This is a genomic window from Pseudomonas sp. Leaf48 (assembly GCF_001421885.1).
GTDB lineage: Bacteria > Pseudomonadota > Gammaproteobacteria > Pseudomonadales > Pseudomonadaceae > Aquipseudomonas.
This window is the reverse complement of sequence record NZ_LMLH01000032.1, coordinates 184,648-202,830: the sequence shown is the minus strand read 5'-3', so window position 1 is coordinate 202,830 and position 18,183 is coordinate 184,648. Positions and strand designations below refer to the sequence as shown.

General features: G+C 58.7%; 18 protein-coding genes and 3 pseudogenes. 13 read left to right on the top strand and 8 right to left on the bottom strand.

Features of this window, described 5'->3' with window-relative positions; genetic code table 11:
- Positions 1-82 precede the first annotated feature (82 nt).
- The 6 genes from ASE98_RS23960 to ASE98_RS23935 all read left to right on the top strand — a co-directional run bounded on the left by ASE98_RS23960 (position 83) and on the right by ASE98_RS23935 (position 7,175).
- Positions 83-1,033 carry a GlxA family transcriptional regulator gene (locus tag ASE98_RS23960; protein WP_060543786.1) on the top strand — a complete coding sequence of 317 codons (951 nt, stop codon included), beginning with the start codon at positions 83-85 and terminating at the stop codon, positions 1,031-1,033.
- 137 nt (positions 1,034-1,170) lie between these two features.
- Positions 1,171-2,163, top strand: a complete 993-nt coding sequence (locus tag ASE98_RS23955; protein ID WP_060543785.1) for an MBL fold metallo-hydrolase — start codon at positions 1,171-1,173, stop codon at positions 2,161-2,163.
- Positions 2,164-2,210: 47 nt separating this feature from the next.
- A complete protein-coding gene (locus ASE98_RS23950; RefSeq protein ID WP_060543784.1) occupies positions 2,211-3,110 on the top strand; it encodes a LysR family transcriptional regulator in 900 nt (299 codons plus the stop codon).
- Positions 3,111-3,437: 327 nt separating this feature from the next.
- Positions 3,438-5,276, top strand: coding sequence for an amidohydrolase (locus ASE98_RS23945; protein WP_060543874.1), 1,839 nt, complete (start codon positions 3,438-3,440; stop codon positions 5,274-5,276).
- A gap of 84 nt (positions 5,277-5,360) precedes the next feature.
- Complete coding sequence (locus ASE98_RS23940; RefSeq protein WP_060543783.1) at positions 5,361-6,380, top strand: alpha/beta hydrolase; 1,020 nt, start codon at positions 5,361-5,363, stop codon at positions 6,378-6,380.
- Between the two features lie 141 nt (positions 6,381-6,521).
- The gene (locus ASE98_RS23935) at positions 6,522-7,175 is read left to right on the top strand and encodes a hydrolase (protein WP_060543782.1); all 654 of its coding nucleotides are present in this window, start codon (positions 6,522-6,524) and stop codon (positions 7,173-7,175) included.
- Positions 7,176-7,669: 494 nt separating this feature from the next.
- Here ASE98_RS23935 and ASE98_RS23930 read toward each other — a convergent pair whose 3' ends face one another.
- Both ASE98_RS23930 and ASE98_RS23925 read right to left on the bottom strand, forming a co-directional pair.
- A complete protein-coding gene (locus ASE98_RS23930) occupies positions 7,670-8,545 on the bottom strand; it encodes a LysR family transcriptional regulator (protein ID WP_060543781.1) in 876 nt (291 codons plus the stop codon).
- Positions 8,546-8,727: 182 nt separating this feature from the next.
- Entirely contained in the window at positions 8,728-10,188 is a 1,461-nt protein-coding gene (locus ASE98_RS23925) for an L-lactate permease (protein WP_060543780.1), read from the bottom strand.
- Positions 10,189-10,320: 132 nt separating this feature from the next.
- On the opposite strand from ASE98_RS23925, the gene ASE98_RS23920 reads away from it, so the two are divergent.
- Positions 10,321-10,806, top strand: a complete 486-nt coding sequence (locus ASE98_RS23920) for an Lrp/AsnC family transcriptional regulator (RefSeq protein WP_060543779.1) — start codon at positions 10,321-10,323, stop codon at positions 10,804-10,806.
- Between the two features lie 39 nt (positions 10,807-10,845).
- Here the strand turns inward: ASE98_RS23920 and ASE98_RS27395 are convergent.
- Positions 10,846-10,983: pseudogene (locus ASE98_RS27395) on the bottom strand (DUF6130 family protein); the annotation flags it as partial.
- Positions 10,984-11,175: 192 nt separating this feature from the next.
- On the opposite strand from ASE98_RS27395, the gene ASE98_RS23915 reads away from it, so the two are divergent.
- On the top strand, positions 11,176-11,790 hold the full coding sequence (locus ASE98_RS23915; protein WP_060543778.1) for a LysE family translocator: 615 nt from the start codon (positions 11,176-11,178) through the stop codon (positions 11,788-11,790).
- A 60-nt stretch (positions 11,791-11,850) separates the two neighbouring features.
- On the opposite strand, the gene ASE98_RS26770 is transcribed toward ASE98_RS23915, so the two are convergent.
- Entirely contained in the window at positions 11,851-12,348 is a 498-nt protein-coding gene (locus ASE98_RS26770) for a hypothetical protein (protein WP_156465548.1), read from the bottom strand.
- An 85-nt stretch (positions 12,349-12,433) separates the two neighbouring features.
- Here ASE98_RS26770 and ASE98_RS23910 point away from each other — a divergent pair, with 85 nt between their 5' ends.
- Positions 12,434-13,339: a LysR substrate-binding domain-containing protein gene (locus ASE98_RS23910; protein ID WP_060543777.1), complete on the top strand. Its 906-nt coding sequence runs from the start codon at positions 12,434-12,436 to the stop codon at positions 13,337-13,339.
- Here the strand turns inward: ASE98_RS23910 and ASE98_RS23905 are convergent, their stop codons facing one another.
- The 4 genes and pseudogenes from ASE98_RS23905 to ASE98_RS23895 all read right to left on the bottom strand — a co-directional run bounded on the left by ASE98_RS23905 (position 13,340) and on the right by ASE98_RS23895 (position 14,642).
- Positions 13,340-13,522: a DUF1289 domain-containing protein gene (locus tag ASE98_RS23905; RefSeq protein WP_008033373.1), complete on the bottom strand. Its 183-nt coding sequence runs from the start codon at positions 13,520-13,522 to the stop codon at positions 13,340-13,342. It abuts the gene before it with no gap.
- 2 nt (positions 13,523-13,524) lie between these two features.
- Positions 13,525-13,896, bottom strand: coding sequence for a hypothetical protein (locus ASE98_RS23900; RefSeq protein ID WP_060543776.1), 372 nt, complete (start codon positions 13,894-13,896; stop codon positions 13,525-13,527).
- Positions 13,897-13,935: 39 nt separating this feature from the next.
- Positions 13,936-14,073, bottom strand: a pseudogene (locus ASE98_RS26765) (cation transporter); the annotation flags it as partial.
- Between the two features lie 83 nt (positions 14,074-14,156).
- Positions 14,157-14,642 carry a DUF6130 family protein gene (locus tag ASE98_RS23895; protein WP_060543775.1) on the bottom strand — a complete coding sequence of 162 codons (486 nt, stop codon included), beginning with the start codon at positions 14,640-14,642 and terminating at the stop codon, positions 14,157-14,159.
- Positions 14,643-15,082: 440 nt separating this feature from the next.
- Here ASE98_RS23895 and ASE98_RS23890 point away from each other — a divergent pair, with 440 nt between their 5' ends.
- The 4 genes and pseudogenes from ASE98_RS23890 to ASE98_RS23875 all read left to right on the top strand — a co-directional run bounded on the left by ASE98_RS23890 (position 15,083) and on the right by ASE98_RS23875 (position 18,181).
- Positions 15,083-16,444: an MATE family efflux transporter gene (locus tag ASE98_RS23890; RefSeq protein ID WP_060543774.1), complete on the top strand. Its 1,362-nt coding sequence runs from the start codon at positions 15,083-15,085 to the stop codon at positions 16,442-16,444.
- Positions 16,445-16,531: 87 nt separating this feature from the next.
- A pseudogene (locus ASE98_RS23885) lies at positions 16,532-16,735 on the top strand (phosphoribosyltransferase); the annotation flags it as partial.
- Between the two features lie 225 nt (positions 16,736-16,960).
- Positions 16,961-17,530, top strand: a complete 570-nt coding sequence (locus tag ASE98_RS23880) for a YceI family protein (RefSeq protein WP_060543772.1) — start codon at positions 16,961-16,963, stop codon at positions 17,528-17,530.
- 141 nt (positions 17,531-17,671) lie between these two features.
- Entirely contained in the window at positions 17,672-18,181 is a 510-nt protein-coding gene (locus ASE98_RS23875) for a sigma-70 family RNA polymerase sigma factor (protein ID WP_060543771.1), read from the top strand.
- Positions 18,182-18,183 lie beyond the last annotated feature (2 nt).

Here is an 18,183-nt window from a genome sequence, read left to right as displayed (position 1 = left end):
TCGATAATCGCGCCGCCCGCTCAGGCACAACGCCCAGCGTTGGCATTGCGTTTCCATCTCTTGCAAAAAGTGATTTCGCCCCATGAAAAACGTGGCAATGGTGCTGTATCCGGACTTTCTTCTGCTCGATATGTCCGGGCCCATGGAGGTTTTTTCCCTCGCCAATCGTTTTCTGGAACCAGACAACCATTATCGGTTGTCATTGATCGGCACCGAACAGGGCTCGCTGCGAGCGTCCAACGGTGTCAGCGTTCAGGCCGATGTGCATATCGACCAGGCGTGCGACAGCTATGACCTGCTGCTGGTGCCGGGTGGGCCAGGGGCCTATAACGACAAACACCCTCGGTTGCTCGACTGGCTACCGGCAGCGGTGAGTCGGGCCAGTTGCTATGGCTCGATCTGCACAGGGGCTTTCGTGTTGGGGCATGCTGGTTTGCTGGACGGCTATCGGGTGACGACTCACTGGCATTACACAGAGCGGTTGATTCGAGCCTTCCCCAAGGCAACGGTCGAGACCGATCAGATTTATATCCAGGACCGCACCCTGCTTACCTCGGGTGGTATCACTGCTGGCATCGACCTCGCACTGGCATTGGTCGCCCAGGATCACGGCAAGAAAGTCGCCCAGGACGTAGCCAAAGTACTGTTGGTGGTGATGAAGCGCCAGGGTGGACAGGCGCAGTTCAGCCCGTTGATGGCCGCGGTGGCGCCACATGAAACGTCGGTGACGCGGGTGCAGAATTATGTACTTGAACACCTGGACGAAGCTTTCAACATTGAGCGCATGGCCAGTCTGGTGAACATGAGTACACGACATTTCGCCCGGGTGTTCTCACGTGAGGTGAATATGACCCCGATGGAGTTCCTGCAGAACGCACGCATTGACCGCGCCAGGAGCCTGCTGGAGAGCAGCGACCTGCCGCTCAAGACCGTGGCCTACAAAAGTGGTTTCGGCAGCGTGCGATACATGCGCTCACTGTTCAGTGACAAACTCGGCCTGACCCCTGTCCAGTACCGCGAGCAATTCAGTTAGAGCACGATTGGCTGCCCTGCGCACCACTGCGTTAAATCAGCACATTGCTGCAATTTTCACGGTGGTGGCTCGTGCATGATCGTCTTTCTTCGGCTGGAGTGAATGGCCGTTTTTCTGACTCGATCAAGAGGTGAGGCATGAAGCATTCTCTGGTTTGCACACTGCGTGTACTAAGTCTGGCATTCGTGCTGACATCGGTTGGCGCCCAGGCTCAGGCGCCGATTCAGGGCACACAGGTCCCTGGCTTCTACCGGTTGGCGGTGGGGGATTATGAAGTGACGGCGCTGTTCGACGGTTACAACGATCTGTCGCCCAAGCTGCTGCAGGGCATGAGCCAGAGTCAGATCCGCGCGTTGCTCGCCCGTCGCTCGATTGAATCCCCAGGCGTGCAGACAGCGTTCAACGCCTTCCTGATCAATACCGGCAAGCAACTGATCCTGGTCGACACCGGGGCAGGGCAGTGCATCGGCGCTACGGCCGGCCAGCTCCCGGCCAACATGCTCGCGGCCGGCTACAAGCCGGAGCAGGTCGATGCCATCCTGATCACGCACCTGCATCTGGATCACGTCTGCGGCCTGGTGGATAACCAGCAACAGCCGGTCTTCGCTAATGCCACGGTGTATGCCGCTCAGGCCGAAGCCGACTTCTGGCTCGACCCTCAGGCGCTGGCCAAGGCACCGGAGGCGGCCAAAGGCTTCTTCAAAATCGCCCAGAATTCCACTGCGCCTTACATCGCCGCGGGGCGCTTCAAGACCTTTGCCCCTGACCAATCGCCGTTGCCGGGTACGGTCGAGGCCAAGCTGGCGGCCGGACACACGCCGGGCAGCACCACCTACCGCTTCACGTCCCAGGGGCAGAGCATCCTGTTCATGGGTGACCTGGTGCACAACCTTGCCGTGCAGTTCCCGCATCCGGAGGTATCGATCGGTTTCGACGTCGACCACACGCAAGCGATCAAGAGTCGCGACCAGGTATTCAGCGCCGCCGCCAAGAGCAAGACCTGGGTGACGGCTGCGCATTTACCGTTTCCCGGTATCGGCCATATCAGCGCCGTGGGCAAGCAGTTCGAGTGGGTGCCGGTGGAGTACGGCCCATACAAACGCGCGGCCAACGTACCGCTGATCGAGTAACGTGTGCTGCACCTGCGCCTGACTCAACCCACAAGGACACCACGCCCATGAACCGAAACGATCTGCGCCGCGTCGACATGAACCTGCTGGTCATTTTCGAAGCGCTCATGTTCGAAAAGAACCTGACCCGGGTTGCCGAAAAGCTGTTCATGGGCCAGCCGGCGGTGAGTGCGGCACTGGGGCGTTTGCGCGACCTGTTCGACGATCCGTTGTTGTTGCGCAACGGTCGCGGCATGGAACCGACAGCGCGGGCACTGGCGATTCTCAAAGAGCTGCAACCGGCGATGGACACCATCTCCGGTGCGGTCAGCCGGGCCAAGGCGTTCGACCCGCAGAGCAGTTGCGATGTGTTTCGCATCGGCCTGTCGGACGATGCCGAGTTCGGTCTGTTTCCGCCGTTGTTGCGGCAGTTGCAAGAGGAGGCGCCCGGGATCGTCGTGGTGGTGCGCCGCGCCAACTACCTGCTGATGCCGGCGTTGCTGGCGTCCGGGGAAATTTCGGTGGGCGTGAGCTACACCACGGATCTGCCGGCCAATGCCAAGCGCAAGAAGTTACGTGATATAGCCTGCAAGGTGCTGCGCGGGGATGATCGGCCGGGCCTGTTGACCCTGGACGAATACTGCGCACGACCCCATGCGATGGTGTCGTTTTCCGGTGACCTGAGCGGCAACATTGACCTGGATCTGGCCAAGGTCGGGCGGTGCCGCAAGGTGGTGTTGGGGGTGCCGCAGTTCAGTGGCTTGCGCGCATTGCTCGCGGGCACCGAAATGATCGCCACGGTGCCGGACTATGCCGCTTGTGCGTTGGTAGAGGGCTGTGGATTGCGCGCCGAGGATCCGCCGTTCGAGATTGAGGCGGCGCAGTTGTCGATGGCCTGGAGCGGGGTGCATGACAATGATCCGGCAGAGCGCTGGTTGCGCTCGCGGATTGCCCAGTTCATGTCCTAGACCTTCAAACCCACCTGCGCCCGGATGTAAAAGAAGGCGCGTTCCGCAGATCCTGGTGCTCTCGCAACGAGAGCACATACAGTCAATTTTCCCCGCCACCGCATCGGCACAATTGAATCCCGGCGTCGACTTCGACGTCGGTGATCTTTCCAATTGTGTGGCAAGCCTGCGTCGCCCACGAACGCCTGGAGCCTCTCCATGACCAATGACAACGACCCGACGGATCCGCTGCGCCGACAATTGCTCGCTGCCGGGTCCTTGCTCAGCGCGGCGGTGGCCTTCTGGCCGCGACTGAATTTCGCCTCTTCCCCTGCAGAAGGATATTCGATGAGCGCCGAGCTGATTCTATTCAATGGTCAATTCCATACCGTCGACCGTGAGAAACCCCGGGCCAGTGCGGTAGCCATCAGCCAAGGGCGCTTTGTCGCGGTTGGAACCGATGCCGAGGTCATGGCGCTGCGGGGCAGTGGCACCCAGGTCATCGATTTGAAGGGACGCACGGTCATTCCAGGCCTCAATGACTCCCACCTGCACCTGATCCGGGGCGGCTTGAACTACAATCTGGAACTGCGTTGGGAAGGGGTACCGTCACTGGCTGATGCGTTGCGTATGCTCAAGGACCAGGCCGATCGCACACCGACACCGCAATGGGTGCGAGTGGTGGGTGGCTGGAATGAATTCCAGTTTGCCGAAAAACGTATGCCGACCCTGGAAGAACTCAACCAGGCGGCGCCCGATACACCGGTGTTCGTCTTGCACCTTTACGACCGGGCGCTGCTCAATCGTGCAGCCCTGCGCGTCGCCGGCTACACCCGAAACACGCCGAACCCGCCGGGTGGCGAGATCGTGCGCGACAGCAACGGCGAACCTACCGGCATGTTGGTGGCGCGGCCCAATGCGATGATTCTGTATTCGACCCTGGCCAAGGGGCCCAAGCTACCCCTGGAATATCAGGTCAACTCGACACGCCAGTTCATGCGCGAGCTCAATCGCCTGGGTTTGACCAGCGCCATCGATGCCGGCGGCGGTTACCAGAATTATCCGGATGACTATCAGGTGATCGAGCAGTTAGCCAGGGATGGCCAGCTGACTGTGCGCATCGCCTACAACCTGTTCACCCAGAAACCCAAAGAGGAACTCACCGACTTCAAGAACTGGACCGGCAGCGTCAAGCTGCACCAGGGTGACGACTTCCTGCGGCACAACGGCGCCGGGGAAATGCTGGTGTTCTCCGCCGCCGACTTCGAGGACTTCCTTGAACCACGTCCGGACCTGCCGCAAGCCATGGAGCAGGAGCTGGAACCGGTGGTGCGCCATCTGGTGGAACAGCGTTGGCCGTTCCGCTTGCACGCCACCTATGACGAATCGATCTCGCGCATGCTCGACGTGTTCGAGAAGGTCAATCGTGACATTGCGTTCAATGGCCTGCCTTGGTTTTTCGACCACGCCGAAACCATCAGTGCGAAAAATATCGAGCGGGTGCGTGCTCTCGGTGGCGGTATAGCGATTCAGGATCGCATGGCGTTTCAGGGCGAGTACTTCGTCGACCGCTACGGCGCCAAGGCCGCCGAACAGACCCCGCCGATCAAACGCATGCTGGCCGAAGGCGTGCCGGTGGGCGCCGGTACCGATGCTACCCGGGTATCGAGCTACAACCCTTGGACATCCCTTTATTGGATGGTCAGTGGCAAGACTGTCGGCGGCATGGAACTGCATGCCGAAGGCCTGCCTCGACAAACCGCGCTGGAACTCTTTACCCATGGCAGCGCCTGGTTCTCCTCGGAACAGGGCAGGAAAGGCCAGATCAAGGTCGGGCAAATGGCCGATATCGCGGCCTTGAGCGCGGATTTTTTCAGTGTCGAAGAAGAAGCCATCAAGTGGATCGAGTCGGTGCTGACCGTGGTTGACGGCAAGGTCGTGTACGCCGCCGGTGATTTCGCAAAACTCGGACCGGCCAGTGTGCCGGTACTGCCGGACTGGTCGCCAGTGGTGAAAGTCCCCGGTCACTGGCGGCCGAACTCACCGTTACAGGCGCAGGTTCACCAGTGCAGCGGGCCGTGCGCCGTGCACTCCCACAGCCATGAGCGGGCGCGTTTGTCGAATGCGCCGGTCAGTGATTTTGCCGGTTTCTGGGGCGCCTTCGGCTGTTCCTGTTTTGCTTTCTGATCAATAAAAGCGTCGACCGAAGCTGAACTGCTTGCTGACCTTTTGACATTCAAACTCAAACCAAAACGAAAAAAGGGATTACCCATGGACCTCATCCAGAAAACGCTGGCCACCACGCTCCTGGCTCTTTGCGTAGGCAATGCTTTTGCCGCAGGCAGTGCGGGCGTAGAGCACAACACCCAGGCCTTCCTTGAAGCCCTGGCAGCCGGCGGCGGAAAACCGCTGGAGCAACTGAGCCCGAAGGACGCCCGTGCGGTGCTGACAGGTGCCCAGGCGTCGGTGAAGGTTGATCTGTCCGGCGTCGAAGTCAGCGACCGCTCAATCCAGGTTGGTGGGCAAAACATCAACCTGAAAATCGTCCGCCCGGCCAAGGTCAAGGGTGAGTTACCAGTGTTCATGTTTTTCCACGGCGGCGGCTGGGTCCTGGGCGACTTCCCGACTCACCAACGCTTGATTCGCGACCTGGTGGTGGGCTCCGGCGCCGTCGCGGTGTATGTCGATTACACGCCGTCCCCGGAAGCGCAGTACCCGACAGCGATCAACCAGGCCTATGGCGCAACCCGCTGGGTGGCCGAGCATGGCAAGGAGATCGGCGTCGACGGTAAGCGGCTGGCGGTCGCCGGCAACAGCGTCGGCGGTAACATGGCGGCGGTCGTGGCGTTGATGGCCAAGGAACAGAAAGCCCCGGCCCTGCGTTTTCAGTTACTGATGTGGCCGGTGACCAATGCCGGGTTCGACAATGGCTCATACCAGCAATTTGCCGAGGGCCACTTCCTGACGAAGGACATGATGCAGTGGTTCTGGGACAACTACACCACCAACCCGGCCGAGCGCGCACAGATCCACGCCTCGCCGCTTAACGCCAGCGCCGACCAACTCAAAGGGCTGCCGGCAGCCTTGGTGCAAACAGCCGAGTTCGACGTGTTGCGTGATGAAGGCGAAGAATATGCCCGCCATCTGGATGCGGCAGGCGTGCCGGTGACCGCGGTACGCTACAACGGCATGATCCATGATTTCGGCTTGCTCAATCCGCTGAGCTCGATTCCCGAGGTCAAGGCAGCGGTGCGTCAGGCAGCGCTGGAGCTCAAAGCACACCTGAACTGAGCCGCCAGAATGAAGCCTGCCTTGCGGCAGGCTTCTCATTGATCTGACCTCACCCAAGACACAGGACAAGGATGCAAGCCTGGCAAAGTCGACCACCTCAAAGTGAATGGGTAGTTTCCCAGCCACAATGGAGCGATAACCATGCCTACCGCATCTGCAGTACCCGGCAAGACTCTACTGAAACCTGTCGATCACACCCTCATCATGATCGATCACCAGTCACAAATGTCCTTCGCCACCAAATCCATCGACGCGACGAGGCTACGCAACAATGCAGCCCTGGTTGCCAAAGCAGCCAAGGAGTTTGAGGTTGCGACCATCTTGACGACGGTCGCAGAGAAGAGCTTTTCCGGGCCTGTCTTCGACGAAATCAAGTCGGTTTTTCCCGATCAGCACGTCATTGACCGCACCAGCATGAACACCTGGGAAGATCCGCGTATTGCCGTAGAGGTGAATCGTCACGGCAAGGCCAAGATTGTGCTGGCCGGTCTATGGACATCGGTCTGTATTGTTGGCCCGGCGCTCTCTGCCCTGGATCAAGGTTTCGAGGTGTATTTCATCGCTGACGCTTGTGGTGACGTATCGGTCGAGGCTCATGAGATGGCCATTCAGCGCATGGTACAACTTGGCGCACGCCCGATGACATCCCTGCAATATCTGCTTGAGTTGCAACGTGACTGGGCCCGTACCGAAACCTGCGACGCCACGGTGAAGACCTCCATTGAAAATGGCGGCGCTTATGGTTTGGGGCTGATCTACGCCAAAACCATGTTCAACGCTTCCGAAGGCCACTGATCGTGGGTGTTGAAGTCACGCTCAAACTGGCTGCGGTTTGAATGACGGTGTCAAAACCTGAGTGAAGGTTCGTAATAACGCCCCTTGAGTGGTTAATGCTGTTCACTTAACACGATCATCAGGCAAGTACAAAATCTGTGGCGAGGGGGCTTGCCCCCGTTGGGCTGCGAAGCGGCCCCAAAACCTACCATCAACACGATCATCAGGCAAGTACAAAATCTGTGGCGAGGGGGCTTGCCCCCGTTGGGCTGCGAAGCGGCCCCAAAACCTACCATCGGGGCGTATCAGGTAAATCACGTGCAATGGTTTTGCGACTGCTTCGCAGCCGAACGGGGGCAAGCCCCCTCGCCACGGTTTTCAATTGCCTGAAAATCGCCGTAAGTGAACAGCATTACCCTGAGTGGGGCGTTTTTTTAACCTCTGGATGAACCGCCCGGGATTTTGTAGCTGGCAACCCGAGCGGTGCAATTGCTGCAAATATTGACGGCCAGGCATCACCCATCTGCACCTGAAAACGCCGAGACAATTTCATCGATCATGACGCGGACCCTGGCGGTGTGCCGCAGGTCTGCGTGGGTCACCAGCCACACACCATAGGGTTCCGGTCGTGTGCGCTCCGGCCACAGCCTGACCAGCCCGTCTCTTTCCCCCATGTACACCGGAATTTCCCCTAAGCCTATCCCGGCAGCGATGGATCGGCGCACCAGCAGGCCGGAGCTCAGGCTCGACACGATCCGCCCGCGAGTTATCGGCTCCGACACCAGCGTCATGTCTTTGTTGCCTTGCAGATAGGGCTGGTATACCACCAGATCGTGCCCCTCGAACGCCGAGCCCGGCTCCGGGATGCCGTGTAAATCGACATACCCTTGAGACGCGAAAAGACCTACCGGCCAGCGGGCGAGCCGTCGGGCGATCAGGTCCGGGTTGTCCGGCCGGGTATTGCGCACGGCGATGTCGGCCTCGCGTTTGGACAGGCTGAGAATCTGCGTCGAGGCGTCCAGTTGCACGCGCACGTCAGGGTGCCGTTGATGCAAGCGAGCAATCGCCGGGATCAGGAAGTCGATGGCCAGAGAGTCTGTTGTGCTGACCCTGACGAGTCCGGTCAGTCGATCGTCGAGTCCTTGAATCCGGCGCTCGAGTTCGAGCGCTGAATGTTCCATTTTTTCCACTGCCTGCAACGCCGCTTCGCCGACAGCCGTCAATGCATAGCCCTCGGAGGTGCGCAGAAACAGCTTGGCACTCAGGGACTTCTCCAGCGCAGTGATCCGCCGGCCCACTGTCGCCTGATCGACACACAGCACCCGCGCGGCACCTCGAAGCGTCGACTCTCGACACACCGCCAGAAACACCCGTGCATCATCCCAGTTCATACGGCTCCCCTAGATTGAGTTCGATATCGAACGGTGCGACAAGCACCCCATCGTTCAGGCTTTCGCGCACCAGATTGAGGTCGCCCACCGCTGGCTCAAACCCATCTTACTAATCTAGAGACCACCGCATGACCGCCACTATTACTCTCAGCCTGGCCGGTGGGCCAGATGCTGTTCGAGTGCTATGCAAACCACACACTCAACAACCCTGCGCCCAACGCGACCAACGCCGTATTGATGCAGACCAGCGCGAAGCCGAACCTGACCAGTTCGCCTTCCTCCCTGGCCTGGGTTTTAGCGAGGCCAAGGATCAGCATGACAACCGACAGCGAGCCCAGCGCGGCATGCCCTGCCGAGCTGTTCTGGACGGCTGCCAGCAACAGGCGGGAGGACTCGGGCAGCATCGCGATGGCCGGCATGAAGATCGCGTTGCCGCCAACATTCGACCCGGTCATGTAGCCGGACAGCGCGCCAAACAGGGCAACCAGCGACGTCGCGGCAGCGGGCGACAGGCCCGCGAGCATTTGCATCAAGCCCGTCAGAAAGCCAGCCTTGACCATCATCTGCGACATCGCGAGAAAGAAGAAAATGGTCAACAGTGGCCGCTTCGCCCGTGCCATCAACGCAACCGGCATGCTGACCTCAAGCGCTGTCTGGCGTTGTGTGTTGCGCGCGTGAAACCCCAACCCGATCAGCACCAGAACCAGCGCCAGTCCCGGTGAGGCGAGTGGCTTCCAGGTGACCTGGGTGCCCTGTACGACCCAGTTATCCTGCCAGGAGGTGATCGTCCAGACGATCTTCAACGCGACAATGCAGACAATCAGCACCAGATACGGCCATGCCTGACGCGGCCATTGCACTGCACTGCGCTCACTATCGTTGCGATGCAGACGCCACAGCCCGGCAGAAAGTACAGCCGCTGCGGTCACCAGGCCCGCAGCAACACCGGCCACTTCCGGCCCCAGCCATCGGCTGGCACTGTAAAGCACGCCCACAAACACTAGCCAGAAAGCGCCCAGTGCCGTCCATTCCCGGGAGTCACGAACGCCTGCCAGGTATAACGCGATGGCACTGAGCACCAGAAAAACCGGGGCGCTGGTCAGTGCCGAGGTCGAAGCCAGCGCGAATGCGTCCAGGTGAACCAGCGAGGCGCCAATGACCGTTGCCAACCCCAGTGTTCCCCACGGCATGATTGCCATGCCAGTCAGTGCTATTCGTAGCGCGACCCGACGTTCGAAGAGACTGAGCAGCAGCGGTACCGTAGCGATCAACGACACGCCGAAGCCGGTCATCGCTTCGAGCAACGGTGCCAATCCAAGGACGATGAACGCTACCTGATCGCCGCGTCTGAGCCCCAATGACCGCACCCATTGGCTCAGCGCCAGGTTGACGCCCATGCGCTCGATAAAAATCACGAAGAGCAAACCCGGAACGATCACGAACGCCGTGCTTGCAAACAGCACGGCCGTGTCCTGAGCGGCGGCCACCATACTGTCCGGGCGCCACGCATCGGCGGCGCCGGCGAGCCATAGCACCACCACCAATAGCGTGCCTGCAATGGCGGCGTGAACGGGTGGCCGACGCAACACGACGAGCATGGCTGTAACCAACAGGACAGGGGAAAGATGGAACAGTGCGAGCATACCGATATCATCCTGTGTGAGTACCCAACCAGGGCTGCGTCTGCAGCCTGCTGGCAAGATAATATTTCTCTCGGCTAGATAAAGGGCCGCAGTTTTCTGCTAGTTTTCGAGAAAATTTCTCACGGGTTCACCATGGCAAAAAACGACGCTGCACCTGAATCGCTGGACAAATTCGACCGCGCCATCCTGGAACTCGTACAGCGCGACAACACCATGCCTCTGCGCCTGATGGCCGAGCAGGTCAATCTCTCCACGGCCGCCGTGCAGCGCCGCATCAAGCGGATGGAGGAGGGTGGTGTCATCACAGGCAACGTAGCCATCGTGGATCCCACCGCCGTGGGACGGCCGATCACGATCATTGTGGAAGTGATGACCGAGCGCACCAGTATCAAGGAACTGGAGGCGATGAAGGCACACTTCGCTGTGCCCGAGGTGCAGCAGTGCTATTACGTCACTGGCGAAGTGGATTTCGTCCTGGTGTTAACCGTTGCCAGCATGAATGAATACCAGGCGTTGGCGCGGCGATTGTTTGCCGAAAACCCCAACGTGACCTGGTTCAAGACAATCGTGGCACTGGACCGTGTGAAAGTCGGGTTTGAGGTGCCTAGCGTGCTGTGATGACCTCTGGTTCAGGGGCGTCTTGCGGATCGAACTTGTTCAGGGTTTTAGCGTGTGCCCATCGTCCATTGAGGGCACGTCCGATGGTTTCTTCTCGGGAACAACGAAACTCACTGTCGTGCTGGTGAGGATGTGGTGAGTCGGGTCTGCCACTTCCAGAAGCACCCGATGATTACCATCCCGATCCCTGACCACCTCATCGCCGGGCAGGGTTTACTTAGCTTAAAAGATCACTGTATCGGAGTTTATTGTTGGATCTGTGTCTGACTGTCCGCCCCTTCGCTCGCTAGCATGGATGCTCTGGCGGCGAAAAACGTGATGAAATCTTCAACCAGACGCTGGTACCGATCAGCGCTAAGAGGGATCGAAATGTTCGACAGTACCGCGGTGCTCACTGTTTTCTGGGTTTATCTGGCGGGCGTAGTGATTCCGGGGCCGAACTTCGTCGCCGTTGTTCACAAGGCAGTAGCCGCAACACGTGCCGAGGCGTTGGCGTTAGTCGCCGGTATAGTGACCGTGAACCTGCTCTGGTCTGGCTGTGCGATCACAGGCCTGGGCCTTGTGTTTGCAGCCTTCCCATGGGCAGCACTGGTTATGAAGATAATGGGTGCGGCGTACCTGATGTGGTTTGGCGTACGCCTGATCGTTAAAGCAGGCAAGCATCCCGCCTTACGGCCTTGTGAGGGCACGGTTGGCAGCGTCCGGAAATCTTTCTTTCAGGGTGTCGTCACCAACATCGGCAATCCTAAATCCATGGCCTTCTACGCCGCCGTCTTTTCAGCAGCAGCCCCCGCCCACCCCTCGGTCAGCACCTTCGTCTCAATGCTGGCGGTTGTGGTGGTCGTTTCGCTGACCTGGTATGGACTGGTTGCGGTGGCTTTGTCACAACCAAGGATTTCCTCGGCATATCAGAAGGCTCGGAAAGTGATTGATCGCCTGTGCGGTGGTCTGATTCTTGGCCTGGGAGTACGACAGCTGACCTAAGTATTGAATCGACCGCGAGAGGTGGGGAGACTTCGCTATCGGCCAAGAGGAGCCGTTCAATCAAGGACGGTTTACGGTCAAATTTTCGGATGGCGCGGTCTGTGTCCAAGCTTGATGAGCGGCCAATTCCTCAGTTCCAAACCTTTGTAGCTCCAGGCCGATATTACTCAGTCTCTCCAAGCGGGCGCTTTCTCCCAGCACATAAGGCTTCTGCTCTTGACGCGGAAGAAAACCCTGATGCATCCGCACCTCAAAAATTGTCCGTGAAACCCCGTTGATACTTTCTACAAAGGATGTCGAAACCGGTGAGCGCTGAACGCTTGCTTGATGTACCACCGCCCCCACTTCCGTTTCCGTTCCTCGAATCCTGAGCAATGCCCACTCTTTTCCAGGTGAGCCAGACATGACCAGTTCAACGCAGACGCCTCCATTCCCTTCGTAACCTCGTACGATTGGCCTTTCTAAGCTGGAGGCGGCATAACAATAATTACCCGCACAAAGCCCTGCCACTGTTGCGATGATTACCAATGGCGAAATGAGCGCTTTCAAGCACGACATGCTGCTTTCTCAATGAACAAGGCAGCGCAGCATAGAAAACTCTAAGCTGTTGACCTATAGCGCTGCTTATCCATAAGCTGTGCATATGACGTACAGCTCAGACGATATTTTCCCTCCCTTCGAAGCCCTGCAAGCTGCCATTACCGCCGCCAGAACTGGCTCTTTCACTGCCGCGGCAGCGGAACTGGAAGTTACCCATGCGACCATCAGCCGACGTGTGGAAATGGCTGAAAAATGGTTTCAATGTTCCTTGTTCGACGGCCATGCGCGCGGTGTCACCGTTACGGCAACGGGACAAATCGCGCTGGCCAAAGTCGCTCATGCCTTCGAACAACTGAAACAAGCGCGACAGCTCCGGCCCGTCGGCCAAATCTTGCCCATTGTCAAATTAGCCACTACGTCATCCTTCGCACGTTTCTGGTTGATCCCGCGCCTGTCCGAACTGGAAGGTACGACTCAGGATTTACGTATTGAACTGGTCACCTCAGCGCTCAATGCCAGCCTTTCCTCAGGCGAGGTCGATTTGGCCATCAGATACGGGCGTGGACAATGGAATGACGGAGACGAGGAACCACTGTTCGAGGAGTCGCTTTGCCCCGTGGCGTCACCCGAAGTACTCGCCATGAACGAGCAACCGTTGTCCTTGATACAGGACACTGCGCTACTACACACCGGCGACACGACACTGTGGCGAGCGTGGATGTGCCATCACGGCAAACGCCTGACTTCGAAGCCTATCGACAGGGTGATGGGTGACTACGCCCAGGCAATCGAAGCCGCCCGCTCAGGATTGGGCATCGCACTCTGGAATCCGGCGATTCACGCCCTTGATGCATTCAATGGACAATTGATTGCGTTAAACGAATTGAGCTGCCCAAGCCCGCTCAGGTTCTTCCTGCTGTCGAAGCCTGGCCCGGCTCATACACCGCCAATGAGGGTTCGGTCGAGACTTCGCCGGTTATTGAGTGATGGCTTCATCCTGAGCAAGTGACTATCCCTGTGCTTTCTTCAGCCCTTTCAAGCGCACATTCGCCCTTTGCACAGCGGCCATTTTTTCAGGCCGCTTCATGCGTTTCCATTTTCTGATGTCTTCCTTGCTTCGCCCGCAACTCACACACAGATCACCACTGAGCTGGCAAACTGAGATGCAGGGATTCTCGATTTCTTTAGCCATTGTCAGGCACCTTTGGCCACGCGCGATTGAGTCAGGCGGGTTTTCCAGTCGCCTCCGTGAATTCGCTGACACTCCTCCTCAGAGTCGAAGAGGACACTGTGGCCTGAAGGGATCAGGTCGATGTTGGCCTCATTCAACGCGATGGCCGTCAACTCAAAGATGCGCGCCTTAGTGTCAACCAGGGCGAGCTTTCTGTCAGCCAGGGTCTCGAATACCCAGATTACCTTCAGGGTTTGAGCCAACGCGTTCAGATCAGCGATGTGGGTGAGCCAAACAAAGCCTTTGATTTCACCTTTTGCTGTTTCGCACGCCTCGGTGAGCGCGCTTATCAACCGACGTTCGATTCGTGCCAGTTCACGTTTCCCTAGAGGCATTACAGGTTCCTTTGGAGACAATAGTGGGGAGGCGCTGAATCAGACAGGTCGAAACTCGACCGTCAGATAGCTGACTTCGTGAACCGGCTTGAGTTGTTCACGAATGTTATCGGCGTTCGCAGTGGCCTCACCAAGGACGCTGACGATGGCCGCATGGGCTTGCGGTCCAACCCGCCAGAATCGGCGGGTGGAGGGATTATCCACGCGCCCTTATCGGAAAAATAGATCCGTCCCCTTTTCGCTTTCTTTTTGCTTTTCGTTCATGGTTTTAGCGTGTGCCCAACGTCCATTTGGGGTGCATCCGATGATTTCTTCTCGGGAACTATGAAACTCACTGTGGTGCTGGTGAGAATGTGGTGGGTCGGGTCGGCCACTTCCAATAGTACCCTGTGAGTTCCGGGAGTCAGTCCCACCAGGATAATCGGGTCTTCGCTGGAATGCGCCCATGTACCTTTCCAGTCATCGACGGTCACGTGGAGGTGGCCCAGACGTGGTGAAACGTCGCCAGCGGCTTTGCCAAACACCGGCATGATCCTGGCGTGCTCTGTCCGAAACTGAATGATGACAACACCGCGGGCGAGCGGCTCGGCAAGCGGCGCAAAGGCAATGAGTTTTACCGGCTTCTCGGATTCCAACGGGAGTATGGCCGGTGGATGATCGGTACCTGCTTCTCCTTGACCGAATGCTGCAATGCAAAAAAAGCCCGCCGATGCGAAGACAAACAGATTTCTGATAGCGAGGGACATGGCGTTTTTCTCCCATGTGATCTTACTTAAGGCTAGATTAATTCGACCGGTTGTCTATGGCGTAGAGTAGTGGCGCATCGGTTCCTTCGTAGCCGAAAAGGCATGAAATTTATGTCGCAGTACAAATGGGCGAAGTGAGGCGTTCCGAGTTTTATCCAGGACCTGTAACGATAAAATCTCAGGTATTTAACATGCCTTCGACTTTACGTTTGACTTCACATGTCGGAGATCCGCGAAACGCTGGTTTTATTGGGCTCAAGGCGGCTGATTGACGTTTTCACATGAATGGTCTGTACAACTATTCTCGAAAATTCAAGTGGTCAGTTTGTGCTCCTGTATTAAAGATGCGGCACCCCAGCGCATATATGTTGCCCCACGCTCATATCTCACCGAAGCTATCCTCCATCAGCCCGCCCGCCGTCGAGATGGACCTCCAGCCAATGCAAACCCCCAGCCAATCCCAACGCCCGCTCTGGAAAACCTACCTGTTTTTCCTCGCCCCGATGGTGCTGTCGAACTTCCTGCAATCGATGTCCGGCACGGTCAACAGTATCTACATCGGCCAGATGCTCGGCACTCAGGCGCTGGCGGCGGTGTCGGGGATGTTCCCCATCGTGTTTTTCTTCATCGCCCTGGTCATCGGCCTCGGCGCTGGCGCCGGGGTGTTGATCGGGCAGGCCTGGGGTGCACGAGAAATGCACATGGTGAAGGCGATTGCCGGGTCGACCTTGTTGCTGGGGTTGTTGATCGGGTTGCTGGCGGCGGTGTTGGGCAGTGTGTTTGCGCGGTCGGCGTTGGTGGGGTTGGGGACGCCGGCGGATGTGCTGGATGATGCGGTGGCATATGCCCATGTGATGTTGTGGATCATGCCCTCGCTGTTGGTGTTCGTGTTGTTCACCCAGTTGCTGCGCGGGGTCAGTGATACCTTGTCGCCGTTGTTGGCGCTGGTGGTGTCGACCTGTGTCGGGCTGGCGCTGACGCCGGCGTTGATTCGCGGGTGGCTGGGGTTGCCGCCGATGGGGATTCAGAGTGCGGCGTTCGCCGGGTTGGCGGGGAATCTGGTGGCGATGGGGTTGCTCGCCTGGCGGTTGCTCGGCAAGGGCCATCCGCTGGCGCCGGACCGGGAGTTTTTTGCTGCGATGAAGCTGGACATGGCGATTCTCGGCAAGGTGCTGCGTATCGGTTTGCCGACGGGTTTGCAGATGGTGGTGTTGTCGCTGTCGGAGCTGGTGATTCTGGCGCTGGTGAACCAGCACGGTTCCCAGGCGACGGCGGCGTACGGGGCGGTGACGCAGATCGTCAATTACGTGCAGTTTCCGGCGCTGTCGATTGCGATCACTGCGTCTATCCTCGGAGCGCAGGCGATCGGGGCAGGGCGGGTCGAGCGCATGGGGCCGATTTTGCGCACGGGTTTGATGATCAACCTGTGTCTGACCGGCAGCCTGGTGCTGTTGGGGTATTTGCTGTCGCCGTGGTTGCTGGCCTCGTTCCTTACCGAAGAGTCGACGCTTACCCTGGCCGAACACCTGTTGCACATCATGCTCTGGAGCCTTTTGGTGTTCGGCTTCCAGGCGATCATCGGCGGAATCATGCGCGCCAGCGGCACGGTGATGGTGCCGGTGGCGATTTCGATTGTCTGTGTGGTCGGGGTGCAGGTGCCGGCGGCCTATCTGCTGGACTCGATGTTCGGGTTGCCCGGGGTATGGATGGCGTTTCCGGTGGCGTACCTGGGGATGCTGCTGTTGCAGACGCTGTATTACCGGTTGGTCTGGCGGCATCAGAAGATCGAAAGGTTGATCTAGGCGGCCAGGGCGCTTGCTGTCCCCCGGCATCAGGCCGACAATTTGGAGGCTGTGAACCAACAGGCGCGCGCCTGGGGAGGCCTTCCAATGATTTCCACATCACAGACCATTTTGCAGGACCGCGCTGCAGCCGGTCGGCGGCTGGTGGAGCATCTGCGCCACTATGCGCGCCGTCCCGATGTCATCATTCTCGCCTTGTCCCGGGGCGGGGTGCCGGTGGCTTATGAAGTGGCCATGGCGCTGCAGGTTCGCCTCGACCTGATGCTGGTGCGCAAGCTCGGCGTGCCATCATTCCCTTGAGGGAGCTGGCTTGCCGGCGATGGCGGAGTGCCGGTCGCCATGGATGTTGGATGTGAGGACTCCATCGCTGGCAAGCCAGCAACACGGGAGGATGGGCGATGGTCGTAATGCTGTACCTGGGGTGGAAGGAACGGCGGATGTTTGCTTTAGTCCACTGAGGCCAGTCTCGCTGTACAACGCCTCAACTCATGACGGGAGCCCCGCCCGGAGAGTTCGATGAATCCTCGATTGCCGTATTTCGTCGCCTTGGCCGGCGTTTTCGCGCTGGGCCTTGTGCCGTGCGCCGGGGCCGTCGAGTACACCTCGGTGAACACCACCGCCAGCACCATCAGTTTTACCTACCATCAGATGGGGTCGAAAAATTACGGCACCTTCAACAAGTTTGAGGCGAAGCTGGTTTTCGATACGCAAAACCCCGAGGCGGCCCTTGCCGCGATGACCATTGACTTGAAGAGCATCGACGCCGGCGACAGTGATGCCAATGTCGAGTTGCAAAAGACCGCGTGGTTCGACACTGAAAACTTTCCGGTGGCGACCTTTGAGTCGACGGCGGTCAAGGATCTCGGTGACAGCCGCTATGTGTTCACCGGCAATCTCAGCCTCAGGGGGCTGACCCGGGAGGTGAGTGTGCCGGTGCTGCTGAAGGCGGAGAATGCCGTGGGTATCTTCGATGGCGAACTGACGCTCAATCGCAATGACTTCAAGGTGGGCGAGGGGGAATGGGCGGACAGTATGGTGTCCAACGAGATCAATATTCGGTTTCGGATGGTAGCGCCGCAGCGTTGAGACGCACCCGGAACCCTTCACCGGGCGATCACCGTTATGTGAGCCACCCAGCCCCAACTAATGCGCACGGTCTTGCCAAAATGTATCGGCTTCGACGAAAATGAGAGTCATTATCAAATAACTCTTGTGTCGGGTCGTTCCATGTCCTCTGCTGATCTGTCGTTGCAACACGCCGTGCATTCGCTTTACGAGGACCATCACCGCTGGTTGTGCGGCTGGCTGCGCCAACGCCTCGGTTGCGTCGAGCATGCGGCGGACCTGGCCCAGGACACCTTCATTCGCGTGCTCACCCAGCGCAAGACCCTCGAACTGCGCGAGCCCCGCGCCTACCTGAGCACCATTGCCCGTAGCCTGATGATCGACATGTTCCGCCGTCGGGCGCTGGAGCAGGCCTGGCTGGAAACCCTGGCCGCCACCCCTGAACCGGTGGCGGTGTCGCCGGAAACCCGTGAATTGGTGATCGAGACCCTGATGGAAATCGACCGGTTGCTCGATGGCCTGGGTGAGCGCACCCGCGAGATTTTCCTGCTGGCTCAGCTCGATGGCCTCAGTTACGTCGAGATCGGCCGGCGCTTGAAAGTCTCGGTCACCACCGTGAAAAAGCATGCGGTGCGCGCCCTGACACACTGCCTGTTGCTGATCGAGGACTGAGC

Excerpts from the sequence above, each read along its gene's own strand:
- ASE98_RS23875 (WP_060543771.1), top strand. The coding sequence starts at position 17,672 with ATGTCCTCTGCTGATCTGTCGTTGCAACACGCCGTGCATTCGCTTTAC.
- ASE98_RS23960 (WP_060543786.1), top strand. The coding sequence starts at position 83 with ATGAAAAACGTGGCAATGGTGCTGTATCCGGACTTTCTTCTGCTCGAT.
- ASE98_RS23920 (WP_060543779.1), top strand. The coding sequence starts at position 10,321 with ATGGCAAAAAACGACGCTGCACCTGAATCGCTGGACAAATTCGACCGC.
- ASE98_RS23955 (WP_060543785.1), top strand. The coding sequence starts at position 1,171 with ATGAAGCATTCTCTGGTTTGCACACTGCGTGTACTAAGTCTGGCATTC.
- ASE98_RS26770 (WP_156465548.1), bottom strand. The coding sequence starts at position 12,348 with ATGTCGTGCTTGAAAGCGCTCATTTCGCCATTGGTAATCATCGCAACA.
- ASE98_RS23925 (WP_060543780.1), bottom strand. The coding sequence starts at position 10,188 with ATGCTCGCACTGTTCCATCTTTCCCCTGTCCTGTTGGTTACAGCCATG.
- ASE98_RS23935 (WP_060543782.1), top strand. The coding sequence starts at position 6,522 with ATGCCTACCGCATCTGCAGTACCCGGCAAGACTCTACTGAAACCTGTC.
- ASE98_RS23945 (WP_060543874.1), top strand. The coding sequence starts at position 3,438 with ATGAGCGCCGAGCTGATTCTATTCAATGGTCAATTCCATACCGTCGAC.
- ASE98_RS23905 (WP_008033373.1), bottom strand. The coding sequence starts at position 13,522 with ATGGCTAAAGAAATCGAGAATCCCTGCATCTCAGTTTGCCAGCTCAGT.
- ASE98_RS23915 (WP_060543778.1), top strand. The coding sequence starts at position 11,176 with ATGTTCGACAGTACCGCGGTGCTCACTGTTTTCTGGGTTTATCTGGCG.
- ASE98_RS23910 (WP_060543777.1), top strand. The coding sequence starts at position 12,434 with ATGACGTACAGCTCAGACGATATTTTCCCTCCCTTCGAAGCCCTGCAA.
- ASE98_RS23950 (WP_060543784.1), top strand. The coding sequence starts at position 2,211 with ATGAACCGAAACGATCTGCGCCGCGTCGACATGAACCTGCTGGTCATT.
- ASE98_RS23895 (WP_060543775.1), bottom strand. The coding sequence starts at position 14,642 with ATGTCCCTCGCTATCAGAAATCTGTTTGTCTTCGCATCGGCGGGCTTT.
- ASE98_RS23940 (WP_060543783.1), top strand. The coding sequence starts at position 5,361 with ATGGACCTCATCCAGAAAACGCTGGCCACCACGCTCCTGGCTCTTTGC.
- ASE98_RS23900 (WP_060543776.1), bottom strand. The coding sequence starts at position 13,896 with ATGCCTCTAGGGAAACGTGAACTGGCACGAATCGAACGTCGGTTGATA.
- ASE98_RS23890 (WP_060543774.1), top strand. The coding sequence starts at position 15,083 with ATGCAAACCCCCAGCCAATCCCAACGCCCGCTCTGGAAAACCTACCTG.
- ASE98_RS23930 (WP_060543781.1), bottom strand. The coding sequence starts at position 8,545 with ATGAACTGGGATGATGCACGGGTGTTTCTGGCGGTGTGTCGAGAGTCG.
- ASE98_RS23880 (WP_060543772.1), top strand. The coding sequence starts at position 16,961 with ATGAATCCTCGATTGCCGTATTTCGTCGCCTTGGCCGGCGTTTTCGCG.